This window comes from Flavobacterium niveum (assembly GCF_055231775.1).
On sequence record NZ_JBUYSX010000002.1, the window covers coordinates 201,864 to 222,222 of the forward strand.

Sequence of the window (20,359 nt, forward strand, 5' to 3'; positions counted from 1 at the left end):
TTATTTTAAAATTGAGGTATAAATATATAAAAAAACACCTTCGTAAGAAGGTGTTATAGTGAATTAATTAATCTGTTCAGATGAAATCCCCAGTGTCTACTTTCAGGGTGTCTGTTTCGGTAGTATCTTTTTCTTTTGGTTTGCTGTAACAGTCTACCGGAATTTTTAGGTTGGCCGGACGTTCAAACGGTTTTTGCGAAACCTTGAACACCACCGTGTCATCAGCATATACCTTTTTCATGAACAAGCCCCAGATAGGAAGTGCCATGGTAGCACCCTGCCCGTAAATAAGGCTGTTAAAGTGCGCCGAGCGATCCTCGTTGCCCACCCATACGCCGGTACACAGGTTTGGTACCATACCTACAAACCAACCGTCGCTTTGGTTTTGAGTGGTACCGGTTTTACCTGCAATAGGGTTGATGATTTTATACGGATAACCCGTCATACGGTCATAACCCGTACCGCCTGCACCGCCCCATTTAAGGCGCGCACCCGAACCGGTTTCGGTAACACCTTCAAGCAGTTTTATAACCGCATAGGCTATGTCCTTATTCATAACCTCGTGGGTTTCGGTTTCGCCCTGATAAAGGATTACACCGTTTTTATCTTCTATTTTAGCAATTACCTGAGGCTTTACATACATACCCTGGTTCGCAAAGGTACTGTAGGCCGCTACCATTTCGCTTACGGTAACGTCGGCGCTACCCAGTGCTATACTTGGCTGTACCGGTATTTTGCTGGTAAAACCAAGGTTTTTTGCCATGTCTACTACCGGCTGTGGCCCTGTACGGTCTATAAGTTTGGCCGAAACTGTATTTATAGAGTAGGCAAGTGCCTGCTTATACGTAACCGAACCGCGGAATTGTCCGTTAGAGTTTTGCGGGTGCCAGTCGGCATCAATGCCGTATTTTCCCTTTGGCATACTGAAAGGCCCGTCGATTACGGTATCACAAGGTGAAATACCTAACTGCTCTATGGCTGTGGCGTATACAATAGGCTTAAAAGTAGAACCTGCCTGGCGTACACCCTGTGCTACGTGGTCGTACTGGAAGTATTTGTAATTGATACCACCAACCCATGCCTTAACGTAGCCGGTTTGCGGCTCCATACTCATTACGCCCGTTTGCAGGAAGTGTTTGTAATAGCGGATAGAATCCAGAGGCGTCATTATGGTATCGCGCTCGCCTTTCCAGGTAAACACGGTCATGTCGGTTTTCACGCTGAACGATTTTATAATGTCGTCTTCACTTTTACCTTCCTCGTTCATCTTCCTCCAACGCTCGCTGTTACGCATCGAGCGATCCATTATTTTATCGGTTTCAGCTTCAGAAATGTTTACAAACGGTGCATTTTTGTTTTTCTCTTGCTTGATGAAGAACTCCTCCTGAAGGTTGGCCAAATGCTCATAAACCGCTTCTTCAGCATACTTTTGCAGTTTGCTGTCTATGGTAACGTATATTTTAAGGCCGTCGCGGTAAATGTCATACTCGCTGCCGTCTTCTTTCTTGTGCTCTTTAGTCCAGTCAGCCATAAAACCACGCAGGTATTCACGGAAATAAGTAGCAATACCCTCCTTATGGCTCTCAGGGTTATAGTTAGTTACTATAGGTTTTTCCTCCAGCTTGGCTTTTGTGGCTTCGTCCAGTTTACCATTCTTTACCATTTGGCTCAGCACGGTATTGCGACGGTTTAGCATACGTTTTTTAAACTCATCGCTGGTGCGTACAGGGTTGTACAGCGACGGGTTTTTCAGCATACCTACAATTACAGCCGACTCTTCTACCTTTAGGTCTTTTGGTTCTTTGCCAAAATACGTTTTTGTAGCCGAACGGATTCCTACCGCATTATGGGTAAAGTCTACCGTATTAAAGTACATGGCGATGATTTCCTCTTTGGTATACTGCCTTTCCAGCTTTACCGCAATAATCCATTCTTTTACTTTCTGGATCATCCTCATCACTATGTTTCTTGAACCCTCGCCATGGAATAGGTTTTTGGCAAGCTGCTGCGTTACGGTACTGGCGCCACCGCTGCCACCCAGTGTAGCTATGGCACGGAATGTACCGCGTGCATCGATACCGGAGTGGTCGTAAAAACGTTCGTCTTCTGTAGCAATAAGCGCTTCAACCAAACTTTTAGGAAGTTCGGCATATTTTACGGGCGTACGGTTTTCCAGGTAATATTTACCCAGCGTTTGCCCATCGGCACTGATAATCTCTGTAGCCACGTTGTAGCTTGGGTCTTCCAGCTCCTTAAAGTCGGGCATCTTTCCGAATGCACCCCACGAAGCCAGCAGGAAGAACAGTATAACACCCAAAAAGGTGTAACCGAATATCTTCCAGAATTTTTTTACGTAATGAGAATAATCCTCTTTTTGGTTTACTGCCATAGCGCTGTATTATTTTTTCTCAATTCTTAGTCCTATTTCCGTAATGCCGTCAAGTTCCTGTACGCCGGGCACTTCGCCGCCTTTGCGTACTGCCTGTTGTATGGTAAATTTGTACTTGCCCTTTTTGGGGAAACGCACATTTTCCCCGTACCAAAGCTTGCTTTCCTTAACATCGCCAAAACCGTTGCCCATAAGGGTACCGTCAGGGTTTGCCATATTATACTCCAGCGTATCTACCTTGGTAACCTTGCTGCCGGGCTGCTGCATGTGTACAATAACAAAAATGTTACTGTACGGGTAGCTGTTGTTAGTACGGGTAGTAATAAACATATTATAAGGGCTTACCGTATCGGCTGCCTCATAGTTAAACGACAAAATGCTGTCTTTATTCCATTTGCCGTTAAGTTCTTTATACTCGTCAAATACCCTTTTTTCATCACATGATGATAGCAGCAGTAAAGCACCCACTGCGGCCAGGCTATGCTTTATCATTCCCATTTTTATCACCCGATGGTTTATTCTTATTGCGGTTATGATGTCTCTTGTTTTTATTGCCTTCACCTTGTGGCCTGCCTTCGGCATTGTTGTTAGCCGGTTGCTGTCCGCCTTCAGCCCTTGGCTGTTGCTGCCTTGGTTCACGCTGTTGCCTGTTTTCGCCTTCCGGCCTTGGCTCGCGCTGCGGCCTGTTATTTCCTTCGCCACGTTCCCTGTTATCAGGACGCGGTTCGCGTTGTGGCCTGTTGTTGCCTTCGCTCCGTTCCCTTCCTTCAGGGCGAGGCTCACGTTGCGGCCTGTCCTGTCTTGGTTCGCGCTGTGGCCTGTTTTCGCCCTCAGGCCTTGGCTCACGCTGTGGCTTGCCTTTGTGCCTTTGTTGCGGCTTTTGCCCGTTATCAGTACCGGTAGGAGCCGATGTTTCAACCCTCTCTTTCCTGTTATCACGGTCGCGGCCCGGTTTTTTCCTGCGGCGTTTCGGCGCGTCAAAACGGGTAAGGCTATCCTGGCCCACCGCATTAAGGAAGCTCTTTTCAGGTGCTACCTCATCGGCTTCTATAACATAGTCTTCAAGGGCGGTAATGCGCTCTTTCTGCTTGTTAAGGTCCATGATTTCGCGAACCTGCTCGGCATCCAGCATGTGCCAGTGCCCCATATCATTAGTATAGGCAAACCACATAAGGCCTTTAAAGATGTCTATCTTCTGGCAAACGGCGTCGCCTTTTTCAGTATACAATTTTGTATCCATATCCGGAAGCTCCTTCAGGGCGTCCAGATAAGTGTCCAGTTCATAGTTAAGGCAGCACTTCAGCTTACCGCACTGGCCTGCCAGTTTTTGCGGGTTAAGCGAAAGCTGCTGGTAACGTGCCGCACTGGTATTTACGCTGCGGAAATCAGTAAGCCATGTGCTACAGCATAGTTCGCGCCCGCATGAGCCTACACCGCCAAGGCGTGAAGCCTCCTGGCGGAAACCCACCTGCTTCATTTCTATACGGATGCTGAATTCGCGTGCGTAGTCCTTAATCAGCTGGCGGAAATCCACACGGTCGTTAGCCGTATAGTAGAACGTAGCCTTAGAACCGTCGCCCTGGAACTCTATATCCGAAATTTTCATTTCAAGGTTCAGGCGTATGGCTATTTCGCGTGCGGTAACCTTCATAGGCTCCTCGCGATTGCGCGCGTTTTGCCAAATGTCAATGTCCTTTTGCGTAGCCTTGCGGTATAGTTTAAGCACTTCGCCATCAGGGTCAGCGCCTTTTTTCTTCATCTGGATTTTTACCAGTTCGCCCGTAAGGGTTACAATCCCTATGTCGTGGCCGGGAGATGATTCGGTAGCCACTACATCGCCCATGCTCAGGGTAAGGTTTTCGTGGTTGCGGTAAAAGTCCTTGCGTCCGTTCTTAAATCGCACCTCTACACAGTCGAAAGGTTTTTGGCCACCCGGCAGGGTCATATTGCCAAGCCAGTCGAATACCGTGAGTTTGTTGCAGCTATCGGTGCCGCAGGTGCCGTTATTTTTACATCCTCTTGGGGTACCGCCATTGGCGCCCGAGGAACAGTTAGTACATGCCATAGTTATATATAGGTTGTGGCCGGGCCACTACGTGTCTTTGTTGGTTACTCTGCTCTAAAAACGTTTTTGCGGGTAAAGATAGTGTTTTTTTACCGAATGGTGTTAAAAAGCCCCTTTGCCCCGTTATTATGCTGTAGTGGCAGCTGCGTATGTTAAAGGATTGGTGTTTTTATTAAGAATAGGTGCCTGTTTTTGCCAAATTTTAGCTAAATGTGATTTGCAGTTGTATAAAATCAGGCGACAGGCATGTAATTTGGTTGAGTCAAAGTAAGCAGGGTGTTTCTTACACCGGCTAACCTTTAAATTATGGAATTATGAAAACACTACGATTATTGATGGCTGCGATGCTGCTTATAGTAGCCGGCCAGGTGAAAGCACAGGTGTCTGTAAACGTAAATATAGGCACACCGCCCGCATGGGGGCCTGCCGGATATACCGAAGTACGCTACTACTACCTGCCCGACATTAGTATGTATTATGACGTGAACACCGCCGAATACATTTACGTAAACAATGGTGCATGGGTACGTACCACTGTTGTACCGGTGGCATACCGCCGTTACGATTTTTACAACGGCTATAAAGTAGTACTTACCGATTATCGCGGTGGTACCCCGTATGTATACTACAAAACACATAAGGTAAAATACCCTAAGGGTTACCATCCGTCAAGGCAGGCTACCATAGGCATGCCTCCGGGACAGGCCAAAAAAGCCGTAGTGGTAAACAACAACCGTACGGTAGTGGTGAAGAAAGAAAAAGGTGGGCACGGCCGCGGCCATGGTAACGGACACGGAAGGCACTAAGCCTACGCAACACAACTTCTATTGTATTTTTAAGGGAACCGGTTCAGTAATGGGCCGGTTTTTTGTGCTTACAATTGTAGGCTGCTGCTTTTTGTGTTTAATGCTATTTTTGCATTATGGCAAAATTGTATGACGAGATTTTTTTGGTGATTGACCAACCTGAAGAATGTCCGTATTGTATGGCACGATGCAAATTGGTTTTGGACTTATGGCATACAAATACAAAGACGCAGATATATAAATGTTTGGACGAAATTTGTAGTTTTGAATACGTAGTCCAACCTTAAATTCTGCTGCCTGTATGAGTGCCAAACAAAATCTGTGGTCTAAAGAAGAATATATCCTTGCATTTAACCTGTATCTTAAAATTGATTTTGGTAAAACCCATTCTGGGAATCCAAGAGTACGGGAGTTAGCTGAACTCATTGGTCGTACACCTGCGGCCGTAGTTATGCGTTTGGGGAATTTTGCAAGTGTTGATCCCTACCATCAGCAAAGAGGGGTAGGAGGATTAAAGAATGCTGGCAAGCAGACACAGTTGATTTGGGATGAGTTCTTCCATAATCAGGAAGAACTGGTTTTTGAAAGCGAACGGATTTTGGCTCAATGGCAGCATAAAGAGTTAGAGGAAAAGTATAAGGAAGTATTATTTGACATTAAGGATTTAAAAGGCGAGGACAAAATAAGGGCTGTGAAGACACGCGTAAACCAATCTGTTTTCAGGGAAATGGTATTGACAAATTATACATCTAAATGTGCACTTACAGGAATTGACATTCCTGACTTGCTGTATGCAAGCCATATAATGCCTTGGTCTAAAAACGAGAACGAACGCCTGAATCCGGAGAATGGTATTTGCCTGTCGGCTCTTTATGATAAAGCCTTTGATAGAGGATATATTTCCTTTGATGATAATTACAAAGTGTTGATGGCTTCGTCATTAAAAAAGAATGAACTAAAAGAATACTATCCGAAGCATTTTGCTGCCATAGAAAATTCGACATTGTTGCATCCAATTAAGTATAGTCCAAGTAAAGCTTTTTTAGAATATCATCGAGATGTGATTTTTGATAAAATGTAAAAAAAATGGAAGCCAAACCGGTGACTTTTGTTCCAATTCGCAACGGGAATTTAATTGAATTTGCTGGTGATAAGGCATTTTTGTTTTCACGAAAGCATCTAAATCCTAATAATGCGTTTGTGCATGAAAAATGTTTAGATAAGTTGTCTGAAAACAACATGAGGATGGTTGATAGTAACCTGCCAGAAATATTAGGTGAGTTTGTAAGTTACATGCTAAATCACTCAATCTTTTCATTCAAAATTAAAGACTTGATTGAGTTTCATGACGAAAAAGGACTGTTTAAAATGAGTGACGATTATCCAATATCTTTTTATAATCATAAAATGAAAAGCTTGATAAGGGCATTAGTTTTAGGAATGAATAACGAAAAAGTTTGGTTTGGAGAGCCAAATCTATATGATTATTATCCTGTTATTAAGAGTAAGAACGAATTGATATATTTTGGAATTGAACCTAAAAGATTTACTTCAATAATTTTAGAATTTTTATCTTTAGAAATCTTAGATATTAAAGAGAAGACAAATAGAGTGGTTGTGAATTTAAGTTTGATGTTAAATCAACCACTATAACCCCTCCAAAATTCAGGGTGTATTGCAATGGTTAACATAATTTTATATTTTTGACCCTGTAAAACAAAAGGGTATAATGGAGAAAAAACACGAAAAAAGATGGTATGTGGCTTTTGCCCTTACGGCAATTGTAGCCATTACAGGTTTATTTTGGGATCATATAAAGTGCGCCACGCCAACCGATTTCCTGCCGGAAAGCGCCATTAACGGTGCCGATACGGCCTGGATACTGGCTTCATCGAGCCTGGTGCTGCTCATGACTCCCGGGCTGTCGTTCTTTTACGGCGGTATGGTGGGCAAAAAGAATATTATTTCTACCATGCTGCAAAGCTTCATTTGCCTTGGCGTTATTTCGGTGCTGTGGGTAGTTGTAGGCTTCAGCCTTGCCTTTGGCGATTCAGCCGTAACCATTAACCTGGGCGGTACCGAATACGGCCTTATCGGCAACATCAACCAGTACGCCTTTTTTGATAATGTAGACCTTGCGCCGCATGCCAAAATAGCCAGCACCATACCGTTTGTGCTGTTTGCCATGTTCCAGATGAAGTTTGCCATCATCACCCCGGCGCTTATTACCGGTTCGTTTGCAGAGAGGGTACGTTTCATTTCGTACCTGCTGTTCATTTGCCTTTTCTCTATAATAATATATACGCCGCTGTGCCACGCTGTGTGGTACCCGGACGGAATTTTGGGTTCATACTTTGGCGTTAAGGACTTTGCCGGTGGTACCGTGGTACACATGAGTGCCGGTTTTGCAGCCCTTGCGGGTGCATTGTTCCTTGGTAAACGTAAGGATGCCAACCACCAGCCTACAAACATACCGTTTGTGCTGCTGGGTACCGGCCTGCTGTGGTTTGGCTGGTTTGGGTTTAATGCCGGTTCGTCGCTTGCGGCAAACGGCATAGCTGCCAAAGCATTCGCTACCACAACCGCTGCTTCAGCTACCTGTATGATGACATGGATATTTTTCGACCGTATAAACGGGCTTAAGGTTTCGGCTATGGGTGCATGTATCGGCGCGGTTGTTGGCCTTGTAGCCATAACACCGGGTGCAGGTTACGTTACCGTGCCTGAGAGTATCTTCTTCGGGTTTATCTCGGCCATAGTTTCTAACGTTATGGTGTACTGGAAAAAACTGAAAAGCTTCGACGATTCGCTTGACGTATTTGCCTGCCACGGTGTAGGAGGTATTATGGGTATGATACTTACCGCCATATTTGCCGACGGCGAAAACGCCAGCCTGCTGCACGGCGGTTGGGAAATCTTCAGCCATCACATGATAGCGCTGGTGCTTGTTGCCATATTCTCGTTCTTCGGGGCTATAGGATTGTACAAGCTGACTAATCTTATGATTCCGCTTCGTGTATCGGAAGAAGCCGAAGAAATGGGGCTCGACCTTTCGCAGCACAACGAAAGCATTGGTTAAATTCCAATAAGAAATAAATAACATAGGTTATATTTACCGGAAGCCGCTAACAGAAATGTTAGCGGCTTTTTTATTGGCTCGTTACGTAAAGAAAATATAAATATCTAACATCGTGCGTATTGTGTTTTTGGTTAAATTTGAGGTATTACCTTAAAAACACAACCTCTCATGAGAAAAATTACATCATCATTTAACAAAATTTATGCTGTATGCTCAGTGACGCTCCTTGCGGTCGCCGGGGCATCGGCACAATGTCCCGAAAACATTTCAGTAGGTAACTCACCCGGCCAGTGCGGCGCCACGGTAACGTATAGTTCTCCGGGCGGATCAAGTACCGGGCAGTCGGTAAACGGGGTGGTAAACGGCGATGCCAGTAACGGGCTTACGGGCTGGACTGTTGTAAACGGAGGTAGCGGCTGGTTAGCTACTGGCGGTTACTTTGTGTCGTCCTATTCTACCGGAACCATGAGCCAGGTGATTGATCTCACCAGTATGGATCTTACTGATGCTTATATGGATACCCAGCCTGCCATAACGGTTTCGGAACAGTATGTAGGCTGGTATACAAATTATAGCGATATATATTCGCTTACGGTGCAATTGCGTGGGGAAGGCGACAATGTCATAGCTTCGTATACTACGGGTAGCCTTACCTGTTCCAGCACACTACAAACTGCAAGTCATGTGTTTACTGGCTATGGTACAGGTGTACGCAAGGTATACATAGCCCATACCGGTATAGATGTGGAGTTTTGGCTGGGGAACTACGGGGCTGCTGTTACCAATGCCCAATGTACCGTGGTACTGCCTGTTAATACAGTAACGCAGACAGCCGGTTTGGCAAGCGGAGCAGAATTTCCTATTGGCACCACTACCAACACTTTTGATATTACCGATGCCGATAACGTAACCACAACCTGTACATTTGATGTTACAGTAACCGATACCGAAGCTCCTACAATAGTGCTTCAGCCAAATATAACAGCCGTAGTTGGCGAAGACGGCACTGCATCCATTACCCTTGCGGATGTCGATGCCGGTACTACTGACAACTGTACAGCCAACACTGTTACAGTATCGCTCAGTCAGGATGCTTTTACCTGCGAAGACATAGGCACTACCCCTATAACCGTTACCGCAACAGACGGGACCAATACGGCTACGCTTACGGCCAATGTGCATGTGGTGGATAACATAGACCCGGTGCTTTCAGTGCAGGATGTAAGCGTGTCGCTTACGGCTATAGGCAATGCGGTGGTAACGCAGGCTATGGTAGATACGGGCACAACCGATAACTGCTCTATAGCTTCGTTTTCGCTAAGCCAGAATATGTTTACCTGTGCCAATCTTGGTGAAAATACCGTGACGGTTACTGCAACCGATGCCGGAGGTAATGCTGTAACAGGTACCATTACAGTAACGGTTACAGATGGAATTTTACCCATAGCTTTGGTGCAGGATGTTACCGTACAGCTTGATGAGTATGGTGTGGCTACGGTTTCGGGAGAAGCTGTAAACAATGGTAGTACTGACAATTGCGGTATAGCTTCGTATGTTTTGGATACAGCTGAATTTACTTGTGAAAACCTGGGGCAGAATTTGGTAACACTTACTGTTACAGACAATGCCGGAAACAGCAGTACGGTTTCTGCAACAGTGATTGTAACAGATGAAACACTCCCTGTAGCCTTGGCGCAGGACATTACCATAGCCCTTGCCGAAGACGGTACCGCAAGCATTATCGCCGATGATATAAACAATGGAAGTACTGATAATTGCGGTATAGCAAGCTACATCATAGATGTTGCGGATTTTAATTGCGATAACCTGGGTGAAAATACCGTAACCCTTGTAGTAACAGACAGCTCAGGTAATGTGTCGTCTGCTATAGCGATAGTAACAGTACAAGATACAGAAGGATATTGCACTACTTCAGCCACAGCGTCATTTGAAAAATCTGTTGTGCTGTACCCTAACCCGGCTAAGAACAGGGTAGAGGTAATGGCAAATGGTTTTGCCATAGACAAGGCAGAACTGTTTGATATAAACGGAAGGTTTATTAAAGCATTCACTGCCCAATCGGGGACTATCTCTGCAGATATTAGTACACTTGACAGCGGGATTTATTTTGTAAAGGTATATTCCGGTAAAAATATGTCACTGCAAAAAGTTATTAAGCAATAAGTACAAAGCACATAAAAAGCAAGGCAGCCCGGATATTCCCGGGCTGCTTTTTTGTTTTTGTAAAAATACTGTGATTAACTTTTCACGATTTTCTTAGTGGTGCTGCCTTTGGCTGTAGCCACATTCAGCATGTAAATACCGTTGCTAAGGTCGGCAATATTGGCGCGCGTAACGGCAGCGCCCGATGGTGTTATGGTTTTCACCACGCGGCCATTCATGTCGGTAATGCTTATATGCTGTAGGGCATCTGTGCCGTTTTGGGCTATGTTCAGCTCGGTTTGCGCGGGGTTAGGGTATACGGTAAATGCTACTGCTTCGTGCTGCGGTGTGTTTGCTACAGGTGCAGGAACGCTTATATTGTCTATAAAATATGAGGTACTATAATCGTCAAACAAATATTTAATGCGGTTTACCTCTGTGCCTTCGTTTAACAAGGGGCCTGTATAAACCTGGTTGTTGTTTATAAAATAGGTGGCGGCGGCAGTAGTAAGGTCGTAGGTGGTTTTAATGTTGTACCAGTTACCCGCTTCATATTCGCCTATCTGTTCAGCGGCATAAAAGAACTGTGTAGGATCAAAAAACGTTACTGCATAAATAAGCCCGTCATAACCAAAGATCACCCCTGATACCGGTATCTGTTCAGTATTTTCGCTGCCCTGAAGGTCGTAGGCAAGCAACAAGAGTTCAGATCCACTGTCTATATCAAGATCCTTTGGGTATACGTCCTGCGAAACGGAAAATATATTGCCGCCGGGGGGTATATCAGTTGCTACACCTATATATGTATCATACGACGCAAATGCAGAAAGGAACTGTAACGACTGTGTACCCTGGCTGGCTTCTTCGTTAGAGATGAACAGGTGCCCGTTGGGTGCCTGGGTTGATATAAGATCTGTAATAGTCCAACTGTTACTTTGCCCGGCGAAGGACCCCGTAGTAAAACCTTCCGAAGTTTCAAAAGAAAATGATTGTTGGGCTGAAGTCAGGCTTACAAAGCCCAGTGCCAAAGCGGCAACAGAAAATAATCGTTTTTTCATGTGGTTTGATGGTTAAACTTTGGCGCACGCATTACCTTAAATACGCCAGAGACTGATTGGTTTTTAAATAAGTTTGTTTGCATTTTGTTAACAAGAAGTATGCTACAAGGTGCGCTGTTAATAACGAACATCTCATTTAAATCATTGTGTCAGGAAGCAACAATTTTTCCGGGTTTGATTTTTCCGGTTTAAAGCTGTAAAAGCAAGGCAGCCCGGATATTCCCGGGCTGCCTTTTTATTTTGTATTAAAAATGCTGTGATTAGCTTTTCACAATTTTCTTTGTGTTGCTGCCTTTGGCTGTAGCCACATTCAGCAGGTAGATACCGTTGCTAAGGTCGGCTATATTGGCACGCGTAACCTCGGCGCCCGATGGTGTTATGGTTTTCACCACACGGCCATTCATATCGGTAATGCTTATGTGTTGTATGGCATCGGCACCGTTCTGGGCTATGTTCAGCTCGGTTTGTGCAGGGTTAGGGTATACGGTAAACGCTGCTGCATTGTGCTGCGGTGTTCCTGCCACAGGTATAGTAATGCTTATGTTATCTAAAAAGTATGATGTTGTAAAATCATCAAACGAGTAGTTGATACGGTTTATCTGGGTACCGCCGTTCATAAGCGGGCCGGTGTATACCTGGGTATTGTTTACAAAATAGGTAACGGTAGCAGCAGTAAGGTCGTATGTGGCCTTAATATTGTACCAGTTTCCGGCTTCAAACGAACTTACCTCTTCGGCTTCAAATATTTCCTGGGCCATGTTAAATGCCGTTACTACATAAATTCCGCCTTCATAGTCAAAATAAAGGATTGATGCCGGGACTTCAAGGGTATTCTGGCTGCCTTGCAGGTCGTAGGCAAACAATACCAGGTCAGAACCATTATCGGTATCAATGCTATTAGGGTACACATCCTGCGAAATGGTAAATACATTACCGCCCGGATTAATGTCTTTAGCGACGCTGATAAGTTGTTCCGGCTCTGTATAGGCGGAAAGGAATTGTAACGACTGGGAGCCGTTGCTGGCTTCCTCGGCAGAGATGAACAGGTGGCCGTTTGGTGCCCCTTCAGATGCTGCATCTGCAATAGTCCAGCCGGTGTTTTGGCCAAGGAATGAACCTGTAGTAAAGCCTTCAGAGGTTTCAAAAGAGAATGATTGTTGGGCTGAAGTAAGGCCAACAAAGCCCAGTGCCACCGCAGCGGCAGAAAATAACTGTTTTTTCATGTGATTTGATGATTGATGATTAAACTCAGGCGCAAGCATGTACTTTGCATACGCCCCTGACTAATTGATTTTTAATGATTAAATTTTATTTGCATTTTATTAACAAGAAGTGTGCCACAAAATTTTATTTATAACAAAGCGAGAAACCTATTCGTGTTTTTTGGTTTCTTTCCAATTGTTTTTTAAGTACTGCAATTTGAAGGAAATACCATTGTTCTCCATGAAACCAAAGTATTGCTTTCCGTTTATTTGCTGACGAAACATCCGTGTATTGGTTATGGGCAGGCTTGTCCTTTTCATCATGCTATAAAGGTGGAAATTGAGATTGTCTGCTATATGTTTTACTTTTTTTATGGCCCCTTTATCCAGAGTGCCTATATAGGCTTCGGTACTGTCGGCAACAAGAAAATGCAGCTTACCATTATGCTCAAAAGGATATTGTATGTTTAGTTCTGTCCTTCTGTAATTAATCACATCGCCATACAGTATATCAAATCCGGTAAAGCCCTGAGGCTTCCTGCTGTAAAAGGCGTTGGTGTTATTCATAAATGCCCTATACTTTTTATAAGCCCCTTTACCGGCATTTACAAGTTTTTTAGGATCTGTAACTCTCGTTATGTTATTTTCCGAAAGGATATAAAAAATGCCGTTTATGCGTATTACTTCTTTGCCATTTATCCATGCTTCATATTCGTAGCCTGTCTTTTTATCCATAAACCATATGGCATGTCCCCATTCGCCAAAATCAGAATGGTATATCCGATATTCGCTGTCGTCATAAATCACATCAGGTATAAAATCTATGGATATCCATTTGTGTTGTTTTTGGTCAAAATAACTCGCGCTTCCCCTTTCATCATCTGAAACAAGTATGCTATCATTACGGGTAAAGAAGCTATAATTAAACCAGTGTGGTGTATTCTCTATTTCAGTTATTTCATTTTTGTCAGTATCTACATAATATGAACTTATTGTATTTGCGTTAAATGAATCAAGAGGTTGAGAATCGAATACCAGTATGTAGTTGTCCTTGTATTTATACGAATAGTCAAGGTAGCCTTTTACGCTTACTACCAGCGTGTCTTTGTTAATGGAAAAGTCAGGTCCCTTATGTTTACACGAAACGATAAATACAAGCAATAAAAGCAACAGGATTGGTTTTAAGTTCATAAGGTGTTGGTTTTGTTTTAGAAACGAATTTCCATGTTGAAAAATTACAACAAAAATCCCGTTTATTTTTACCACCTGTATTTCGTAAGTTTACCCTGCTAAAAACCAAACGCACATAATTATGAAATACAGGGATTTTAAAGGGGAACAAATAGCCGAAGTGGGACTTGGTACATGGCAGCTGGGCAGCGCCGACTGGGGTGTGGTAAACCAGGCCGATGCACTGGAAATACTGCACGCTTATGCCGAAAAGGGTGGCAACTTTATAGATACTGCCGATGTATACGGCATGGGTACCAGCGAAAAGTTCATAGGTGATTTTTTAAAGGAAACCGATAAGAAAATGTACGTGGCTACTAAGCTGGGCCGCAGGCACGATGCCCCTAACGGCTGGCCGCAAAACTTTACCTACGATGCTATCCGCCGCCACGTGGAAGATTCGCTTACGCACCTGGGGGTAAACCAGTTGTTCCTGGAGCAGCTGCACTGCATACCTACTGAGGAGCTGCGCAAGGGTGACGTATTCGACCATCTGAGGAAGTTGCAGGAGGAAGGATTGATTAAACATTTTGGGGTAAGTGTGGAAACTGCCGAGGAAGCACTTATCTGTTTAGAGCATAAAGATGTGGCTTCGCTGCAGATTATCTTTAACCTGTTCAGGCAGCACCTTGCCGATGCGTTTTTTGATAAGGCACAGCAACAGGGTACGGCGCTTATAGCCCGTGTACCGCTGGCCAGTGGGTTGCTTAGTGGTAAGTTTACTGCTGATACTGTTTTTGCAGAAAAAGACCACCGTAACTATAATGCAAACGGCGATGCTTTTAACGTAGGTGAAACCTTCAGTGGTGTAGCGTTTAATGAAGGTGTGCAGCTTGCAGGCGAAATAAAATCCCTGCTGCCCGAAGGTAACCTTGCGCAGCAAAGCATCAAGTGGATATTGCAGCATCCGGCTATAACCACAGTAATACCCGGCGCTACAAAAGTAAGCCAGGTACACAGCAATATGGAAGCCGCTGCATTGGCCGATTTCCCCGAAGAAAGACTAACAGCACTTCGTGGGCTGTACGATGAGAAAATAAAGCCTGCCATTCGCGGCGCATATTAGCCGCTTGGTATAAGCACAAAAAAATAGTGGACTGCCGTTTCCGGCAAGTCCACTATTATACAATTGGCACTCCCTCAGTTAAACATGAGGTATATTGTTAAACGGTTTCTTCCCTAAGGAACTCACCATTTGCTTTGTAGTATGCAGCTACGTCTTTACCGTCTTTAGTAAGTACAAGCTTAAATTCGCTACCATCTGTAGCGGCCAAAGCCTCTACCAGTGCGTAGTCTTTATATTTGGCTACTGCTTTTTTCAGCACTGCCTGAGAAATCTGGCTTTGGCTTACCTTAGTAAACTCCTTACCATTTTCTACCGTTGGGGCAGACTGCTGTGGCGCTGCCTGCGCAGGTGTAGCTGCCTGTGCCGGGTCGGGCATGGCCGGTGTAGCGGTTGCCGGGTCTGTAGACGGGGCAGCCGGTGTTGCCGGTGTTGTTACAGAGGGCTGTGGCGTAGCCGGTGTTGTTGTTTGTACTTTGTTATCTGTTTGAGCTATGGCGGTACCGGCAAAAGCCAGCATAAGTGTTGCGCCTAAAATTAACTTTTTCATGGTCATTTCAATTTAAATCAGTTATTGAATCATTTACGCTTAGGTAATATGAAATAACCATGCCTTTATTGTTATTTATTTGTTTTTCAGTGTTTTGTGTTTTGTGCCAATACTGAAACCAAGCCGCAGTTCTACAGTGTTTGTAGAAAAATTCCACACATTTTGCATTTCTTTAAGGATAGCCGATAGAAAAATTTTCTAAATTTCAAACCTGCTTTAAAAGCATATTTTAAAGTAGCTTTGCGCCCCTTTAGCTTTCCCATGGGAAAGCCTTAGTGGTCTTTAACGGGCATAATTAATACATATAGGTTAGTGAACCTTGTGAAAAGCTTTGTGAACTTCGTGGTAGAAATTCACATGATGCCACAAGGCTGGAAAGTTACGCCCCGGAAGAAATTGAAATAAGTAATAATAAACAACACAAACAAAGCACAGGCCGCCTTATGGGAGTATTTGTAATAAGCAAACGCGATAACGGACAATATAAGTTTAGTTTTGATACCCGCAGGGCAAAAACCATTTTTACCAGTATAAGCTGCAAGCGCAAGCAGGACTGCGAAATGATGATAACAGGCATGCGCGAAAATATAGCCAAACTTACCTATACGCGAAACCGCAGGCCGTCGGGGAAATTGTTTTTCCGTATTTCTACCGGAGGGTTTGTACTGGCCACCAGCCGTAATTTTAATACTGAGTTCAGCATGAAGAAGGCGATGGACGAGGTATTGAAATTTGTACCCAGGGGCGAAATCATCGACTTCTCTGAAAACGACTTTGTTTTTCCGGAACTGGAAGAGGAGGAAGTAGAACTGTAACGGTGCTATTCCATTCCGAACGCAGCGTAGCATAGTTGAGGAATCTCAGAGATTTTGTCTATATGTCGCTTTGTGCACCTCTTAGTTTTCCGAAGGAAAGCCTTTGTGTCCGTGCTGATTGTAGTTTTCAGCTTTTGTGGACTTTGTGTAAAACTTTGTGAACCTTGTGGTGAAAATTTATCGCAAAGCCGCCAAGTCGCAAAAGATGTTTCTGTACAATAGCCTGAAAGAATTAGCCGGATAGTTACCTCAACAGCGAAAAGAATAAAAACACTACAATAACTGCAAGCAGCAGCAAAGCCCTTATGGTAACCGTACGGCGGTATACCGTGCCGTCTTTAGCCCACAGGCGTTTTCGGCTTTGCACTATCGAGAGCATCAGCGTAAGGAAAAAAATCATCACAAAAATAGTGAGCAGCTTGTATACCATGCGGTAAAGGTACGCCAAAAAGCCTCTTGCTGCCCGGAACAATAAATTGTAAGTATTTCCGCGCTTCTGTTGGTAATCCTGTTAAATAAAAAAGTAAATCTCAGCGAGGGTGAGATTCTGTTTGCACATCAGCAAAAAAAGCCCGTACTTGCTGACCCTTAACAAGCTACTGAACTACTATCGCTTATGAAAAAAACACTACTTACCCTTGCTGCGGTGCTGGCCCTTTCCACGGCCTATGCCCAGCAACCCTGGCAGCCTGCCCAAAAGGCAAGCATACCACAGGCTACCATAGCCGACCGCGACTCTAACCCACGCGAATTTTTACTGTACCAGCTTGATGTTGATGCGCTGAAAACCCAGCTGCAACAGGCACCATTGCGCCAAAGCGGGCAAACATCGCAGGTGATTATTACCCTGCCTGATGCCGATGGCGTACTGCAGCACTTCAGGGTGTACAATGCCCCGGTACTTTCTCCCGTACTGGCCGCAAAACACCAGGGCATACAAACCTATGTGGCCCAGGGTATAGAGCATCCGTCTACCACGGTGCGTTTCAGTACCACGCTTTACGGGCTGCATGCCATGGCGCTGAGCAGCGGTAATGATACATGGTACATAGACCCGTATAACAAGGTAGGTGCCGGTAATTATTATATTGTATACAAAAAGGGCAGCCTGCAAACGGCAAAGACATTCCAGTGCCTTACACCCGATACCAGGACCCACCGCCTTACTGCCAAACAGGTGGAGGAAGCACTGGCACCAATGGATAATGGCAACTGGCGTACCTATCGCACGGCTATATTGGCTACGGTAGAATACAGCGCTTTCCATATAGCTGAGGCAGGCCTTCAGGATGCTACCTTAGAGGAGAAGACCGAAGCCGTGCTTTCTGCCATTACCATTACCATAACCCGTGTAAACAGTATGTTTGAGCGGGACCTTTCGGTATCAATGCAACTTATAGATAACGAGGAAGACGTAATTTTCATTGAAAGTGATGAGGTAAACAACGACGATGCAGGCAACCTGTTAGACCAGGGTAATGCCGTAATCTACGCTACCATAGGTGCCGATAACTTCGATTTCGGGCACAGCTTTGGTACGGCAGGGGGAGGCCTTGCTGCGGGTGCACCGTGTTCTGATTTTAAGGCGGGTGCCATGACGGGGCTTGGTTCACCGGTGGGCGACTCGTTCGATATCGACTACGTAGCCCACGAAATGGGCCACCAGTTTGGTGCACCGCATACTTTTAATGCCGAGTGCGGCGGTAACCGTGCCAACAGCGATGCTTACGAACCGGGTGGAGGTACTACCATTATGGCCTACGCCGGTGTATGCGACCCTGTAATACAATGGCATAGCGATGCGCAGTTCCACGCTACCAGTATAGCACACATGCGTAACCGTATTAATAATGACAGCAACTGCGTAACACTGGTGCCTACAGGCAATACCCCTCCGGTAGCCAATGCAGGTGCCGACTACGTGATTCCTATCGGTACCGCTTTTATACTGGAAGGCAGCGCTATTGATCCCGATGGTGATGCACTTACCTATGATTGGGAGCAGATGAACATAGAAATAAGCGAACAACCTCCGGTGCCTAATGCCACGGGTGGCCCGAACTTCCGCTCGCTGCCGATAAGCGACTCGCCAGACCGCTGGATGCCACAAATAGAGGAGGTATTGGCAAACAACCTTTTCCCTACATGGGAGGTGATACCTACCACAGGCCGCGTGCTTGACTTTGCCCTTACCGTGCGCGATAACAACGCTAACGGTGGCGAATCGCATACTGATTTTATGCATATAGATGTAGCCGGTGCCGCAGGGCCGTTTACCGTAACCGCGCCTAACTCAGCCGTAAACTGGACTGCCGTTACTAATAAAACCATTACCTGGAACGTAGCCGGTACTACAGAAAATGGTGTGAATACGCCATTTGTAGACATTTACCTGAGTACCGATGGTGGTTATACCTATCCGATACTACTGGCTGGTGCTGTACCAAACGATGGCAGTGAATCGATACTGCTACCGGATGTAGCTACAACCACAGCTCGTATTATGGTACGTGGGCATAACAATATTTTCTATGATATTTCTAATGCCGATTTTACCATAAATGCAGCAGGAAGTACATTCCTTGCTACGGTACAAGGTGCGCAGACACAACAGGTATGTAAAGGCAGTGAAGCCAGTTATACTTTTAGCATAGAGCACATTAACGGGTTTTCAGGTGCTACTACCTTTACCGCTACGGGTCAACCTTCGGGTTCTACGGTGACTTTTTCACCGGACAGCCTTACGGAGCCTGGCAGTGTTACTGTTACGGTAACCAGTACAGACAATTCCCCTGTAGGCGATTACAATATTATTGTACATGCTGCCTCAGCAAGCGAAACCAAAACCGTGACCCTGCACTTCAGCATCCTTAGCAATGACTTTGCGCAACTTACAGCAATTTATCCTGAAAGTGGTGCCGATACCCTGCCTACTACCGTAGCGCTGGACTGGAATAACGACCTTATTGCTTCGTTCTATCAGGTTCAGGTGGCTACCGATGCCGAGTTTACTGATATTGTAGCCGATGCCTTTACTCCCACCAGTAACTATACCGTGAGTGGCCTGCTTCAAGGCACACAATATTACTGGCGTGTAAGGGGTGCCAATGCAGCGTGCATGCCCGATTTTAACACCCCGGTTTCTTTCAGCACCGGTATACAGTTTTGTAATGAGTATACAACCGAAAACCTGCCATTGGAAATTTCGGGAGGCGACCCTGCCACAACCTCAACAACCATGGAGGTAGATGGTGAGTTTAACCTGCAGGATGTTATCGTGGTTCTGCAAATTACCCACAGCTGGATAAGTGATGTTATTGCTACGCTTATAAGCCCTTCGGGGACCGAGATAGTATTGTTTGCAGGCCAGTGTGGCGATATGGACAATCTTGATGCTTCATTCAGCGATGCAGGTAACCCGCTTAACTGCTCGGGTACTCCGGCAATAACGGGGCTAGTAGCGCCACAGGATGCACTTAGCACACTTAATGGCGAAACCGCACAGGGTACATGGACACTACAGGTAGAAGATACCTGGGGTGGCGACGGCGGTGCTGTAACTTCATGGAGCCTTATACTGTGCGGCCTTAACCCGGCCAACCTAAGTACACCGAAACCACAGCAGCTTACAAACTTTGCTGTATACCCTAACCCGAGCAGGGGCAGTTTTAATGTGCAGTTTGGCGCAGTGGCGGGCATTGCAAACATAACCGTGTACGACCTGCGTGGCCGACTGATACACAACCAGCAAAACCATACTACTGCCGGTGTAAATACCATACCGGTGCAGCTACAGGCCGAACAGGGTGTGTACCTTGTAACCGCCGAACAAAACGGTAGCAAAACCACCCGCAAGATTGTAATACAATAAACCGTAGTTTTATGATATGAGAACGGCTGCCCGAAAAGGCAGCCGTTTTTTGTTTTATGGTTAAAGCA

Annotated in this window: 16 protein-coding genes; 8 read left to right on the forward strand and 8 right to left on the reverse strand. The window is 45.2% G+C overall.

What is annotated here, in order from left to right:
• Positions 1–76 precede the first annotated feature (76 nt).
• Genes ACZIX4_RS06310 through ACZIX4_RS06320 form a run of 3 tightly spaced genes read right to left on the reverse strand, consistent with a single transcriptional unit; the run spans position 77 to position 4,454 of the window.
• Positions 77–2,389, reverse strand: a complete 2,313-nt coding sequence (locus ACZIX4_RS06310; RefSeq protein ID WP_463334767.1) for a penicillin-binding protein 1A — start codon at positions 2,387–2,389, stop codon at positions 77–79.
• 9 nt (positions 2,390–2,398) lie between these two features.
• A complete protein-coding gene (locus tag ACZIX4_RS06315; RefSeq protein WP_463334768.1) occupies positions 2,399–2,887 on the reverse strand; it encodes a gliding motility lipoprotein GldH in 489 nt (162 codons plus the stop codon).
• Entirely contained in the window at positions 2,868–4,454 is a 1,587-nt protein-coding gene (locus ACZIX4_RS06320; protein ID WP_463334769.1) for a PSP1 domain-containing protein, read from the reverse strand. Before ACZIX4_RS06320 ends, ACZIX4_RS06315 begins: the two co-directional genes overlap by 20 nt.
• Positions 4,455–4,768: 314 nt before the next feature.
• Between ACZIX4_RS06320 and ACZIX4_RS06325 the strand changes: the two genes are divergently transcribed.
• The 5 genes from ACZIX4_RS06325 (at position 4,769) to ACZIX4_RS06345 (ending at position 10,523) form a co-directional block, all read left to right on the forward strand.
• Positions 4,769–5,260, forward strand: a complete 492-nt coding sequence (locus tag ACZIX4_RS06325; RefSeq protein ID WP_463334770.1) for a hypothetical protein — start codon at positions 4,769–4,771, stop codon at positions 5,258–5,260.
• Positions 5,261–5,561: 301 nt separating this feature from the next.
• Positions 5,562–6,341, forward strand: coding sequence for an HNH endonuclease (locus tag ACZIX4_RS06330; RefSeq protein WP_463334771.1), 780 nt, complete (start codon positions 5,562–5,564; stop codon positions 6,339–6,341).
• A 5-nt stretch (positions 6,342–6,346) separates the two neighbouring features.
• Complete coding sequence (locus ACZIX4_RS06335) at positions 6,347–6,913, forward strand: HpaII family restriction endonuclease (RefSeq protein ID WP_463334772.1); 567 nt, start codon at positions 6,347–6,349, stop codon at positions 6,911–6,913.
• A gap of 76 nt (positions 6,914–6,989) precedes the next feature.
• Complete coding sequence (locus tag ACZIX4_RS06340) at positions 6,990–8,339, forward strand: ammonium transporter (protein WP_463334773.1); 1,350 nt, start codon at positions 6,990–6,992, stop codon at positions 8,337–8,339.
• A gap of 168 nt (positions 8,340–8,507) precedes the next feature.
• Positions 8,508–10,523 (forward strand): T9SS type A sorting domain-containing protein, encoded by a 2,016-nt coding sequence (locus tag ACZIX4_RS06345; RefSeq protein WP_463334774.1) that lies wholly within the window; start codon positions 8,508–8,510, stop codon positions 10,521–10,523.
• Positions 10,524–10,597: 74 nt separating this feature from the next.
• Here the strand turns inward: ACZIX4_RS06345 and ACZIX4_RS06350 are convergent, their stop codons facing one another.
• The 3 genes from ACZIX4_RS06350 to ACZIX4_RS06360 form a co-directional block, all read right to left on the reverse strand.
• Complete coding sequence (locus ACZIX4_RS06350; RefSeq protein WP_463334775.1) at positions 10,598–11,560, reverse strand: T9SS type A sorting domain-containing protein; 963 nt, start codon at positions 11,558–11,560, stop codon at positions 10,598–10,600.
• Positions 11,561–11,820: 260 nt separating this feature from the next.
• The gene (locus ACZIX4_RS06355; protein ID WP_463334776.1) at positions 11,821–12,783 is read right to left on the reverse strand and encodes a T9SS type A sorting domain-containing protein; all 963 of its coding nucleotides are present in this window, start codon (positions 12,781–12,783) and stop codon (positions 11,821–11,823) included.
• Between the two features lie 147 nt (positions 12,784–12,930).
• The gene (locus ACZIX4_RS06360) at positions 12,931–13,953 is read right to left on the reverse strand and encodes a hypothetical protein (protein WP_463334777.1); all 1,023 of its coding nucleotides are present in this window, start codon (positions 13,951–13,953) and stop codon (positions 12,931–12,933) included.
• A gap of 121 nt (positions 13,954–14,074) precedes the next feature.
• On the opposite strand from ACZIX4_RS06360, the gene ACZIX4_RS06365 reads away from it, so the two are divergent.
• Positions 14,075–15,058 (forward strand): aldo/keto reductase, encoded by a 984-nt coding sequence (locus tag ACZIX4_RS06365; protein WP_463334778.1) that lies wholly within the window; start codon positions 14,075–14,077, stop codon positions 15,056–15,058.
• Between the two features lie 97 nt (positions 15,059–15,155).
• Here the strand turns inward: ACZIX4_RS06365 and ACZIX4_RS06370 are convergent, their stop codons facing one another.
• The gene (locus ACZIX4_RS06370) at positions 15,156–15,605 is read right to left on the reverse strand and encodes a hypothetical protein (protein ID WP_463334779.1); all 450 of its coding nucleotides are present in this window, start codon (positions 15,603–15,605) and stop codon (positions 15,156–15,158) included.
• Positions 15,606–16,048: 443 nt separating this feature from the next.
• On the opposite strand from ACZIX4_RS06370, the gene ACZIX4_RS06375 reads away from it, so the two are divergent.
• Entirely contained in the window at positions 16,049–16,420 is a 372-nt protein-coding gene (locus ACZIX4_RS06375; protein WP_463334780.1) for a DUF1508 domain-containing protein, read from the forward strand.
• Positions 16,421–16,664: 244 nt separating this feature from the next.
• Here ACZIX4_RS06375 and ACZIX4_RS06380 read toward each other — a convergent pair whose 3' ends face one another.
• Positions 16,665–16,850: a hypothetical protein gene (locus ACZIX4_RS06380; RefSeq protein WP_463334781.1), complete on the reverse strand. Its 186-nt coding sequence runs from the start codon at positions 16,848–16,850 to the stop codon at positions 16,665–16,667.
• Positions 16,851–17,036: 186 nt separating this feature from the next.
• Between ACZIX4_RS06380 and ACZIX4_RS06385 the strand changes: the two genes are divergently transcribed.
• Complete coding sequence (locus tag ACZIX4_RS06385; RefSeq protein WP_463334782.1) at positions 17,037–20,291, forward strand: reprolysin-like metallopeptidase; 3,255 nt, start codon at positions 17,037–17,039, stop codon at positions 20,289–20,291.
• Positions 20,292–20,359: the final 68 nt, after the last annotated feature.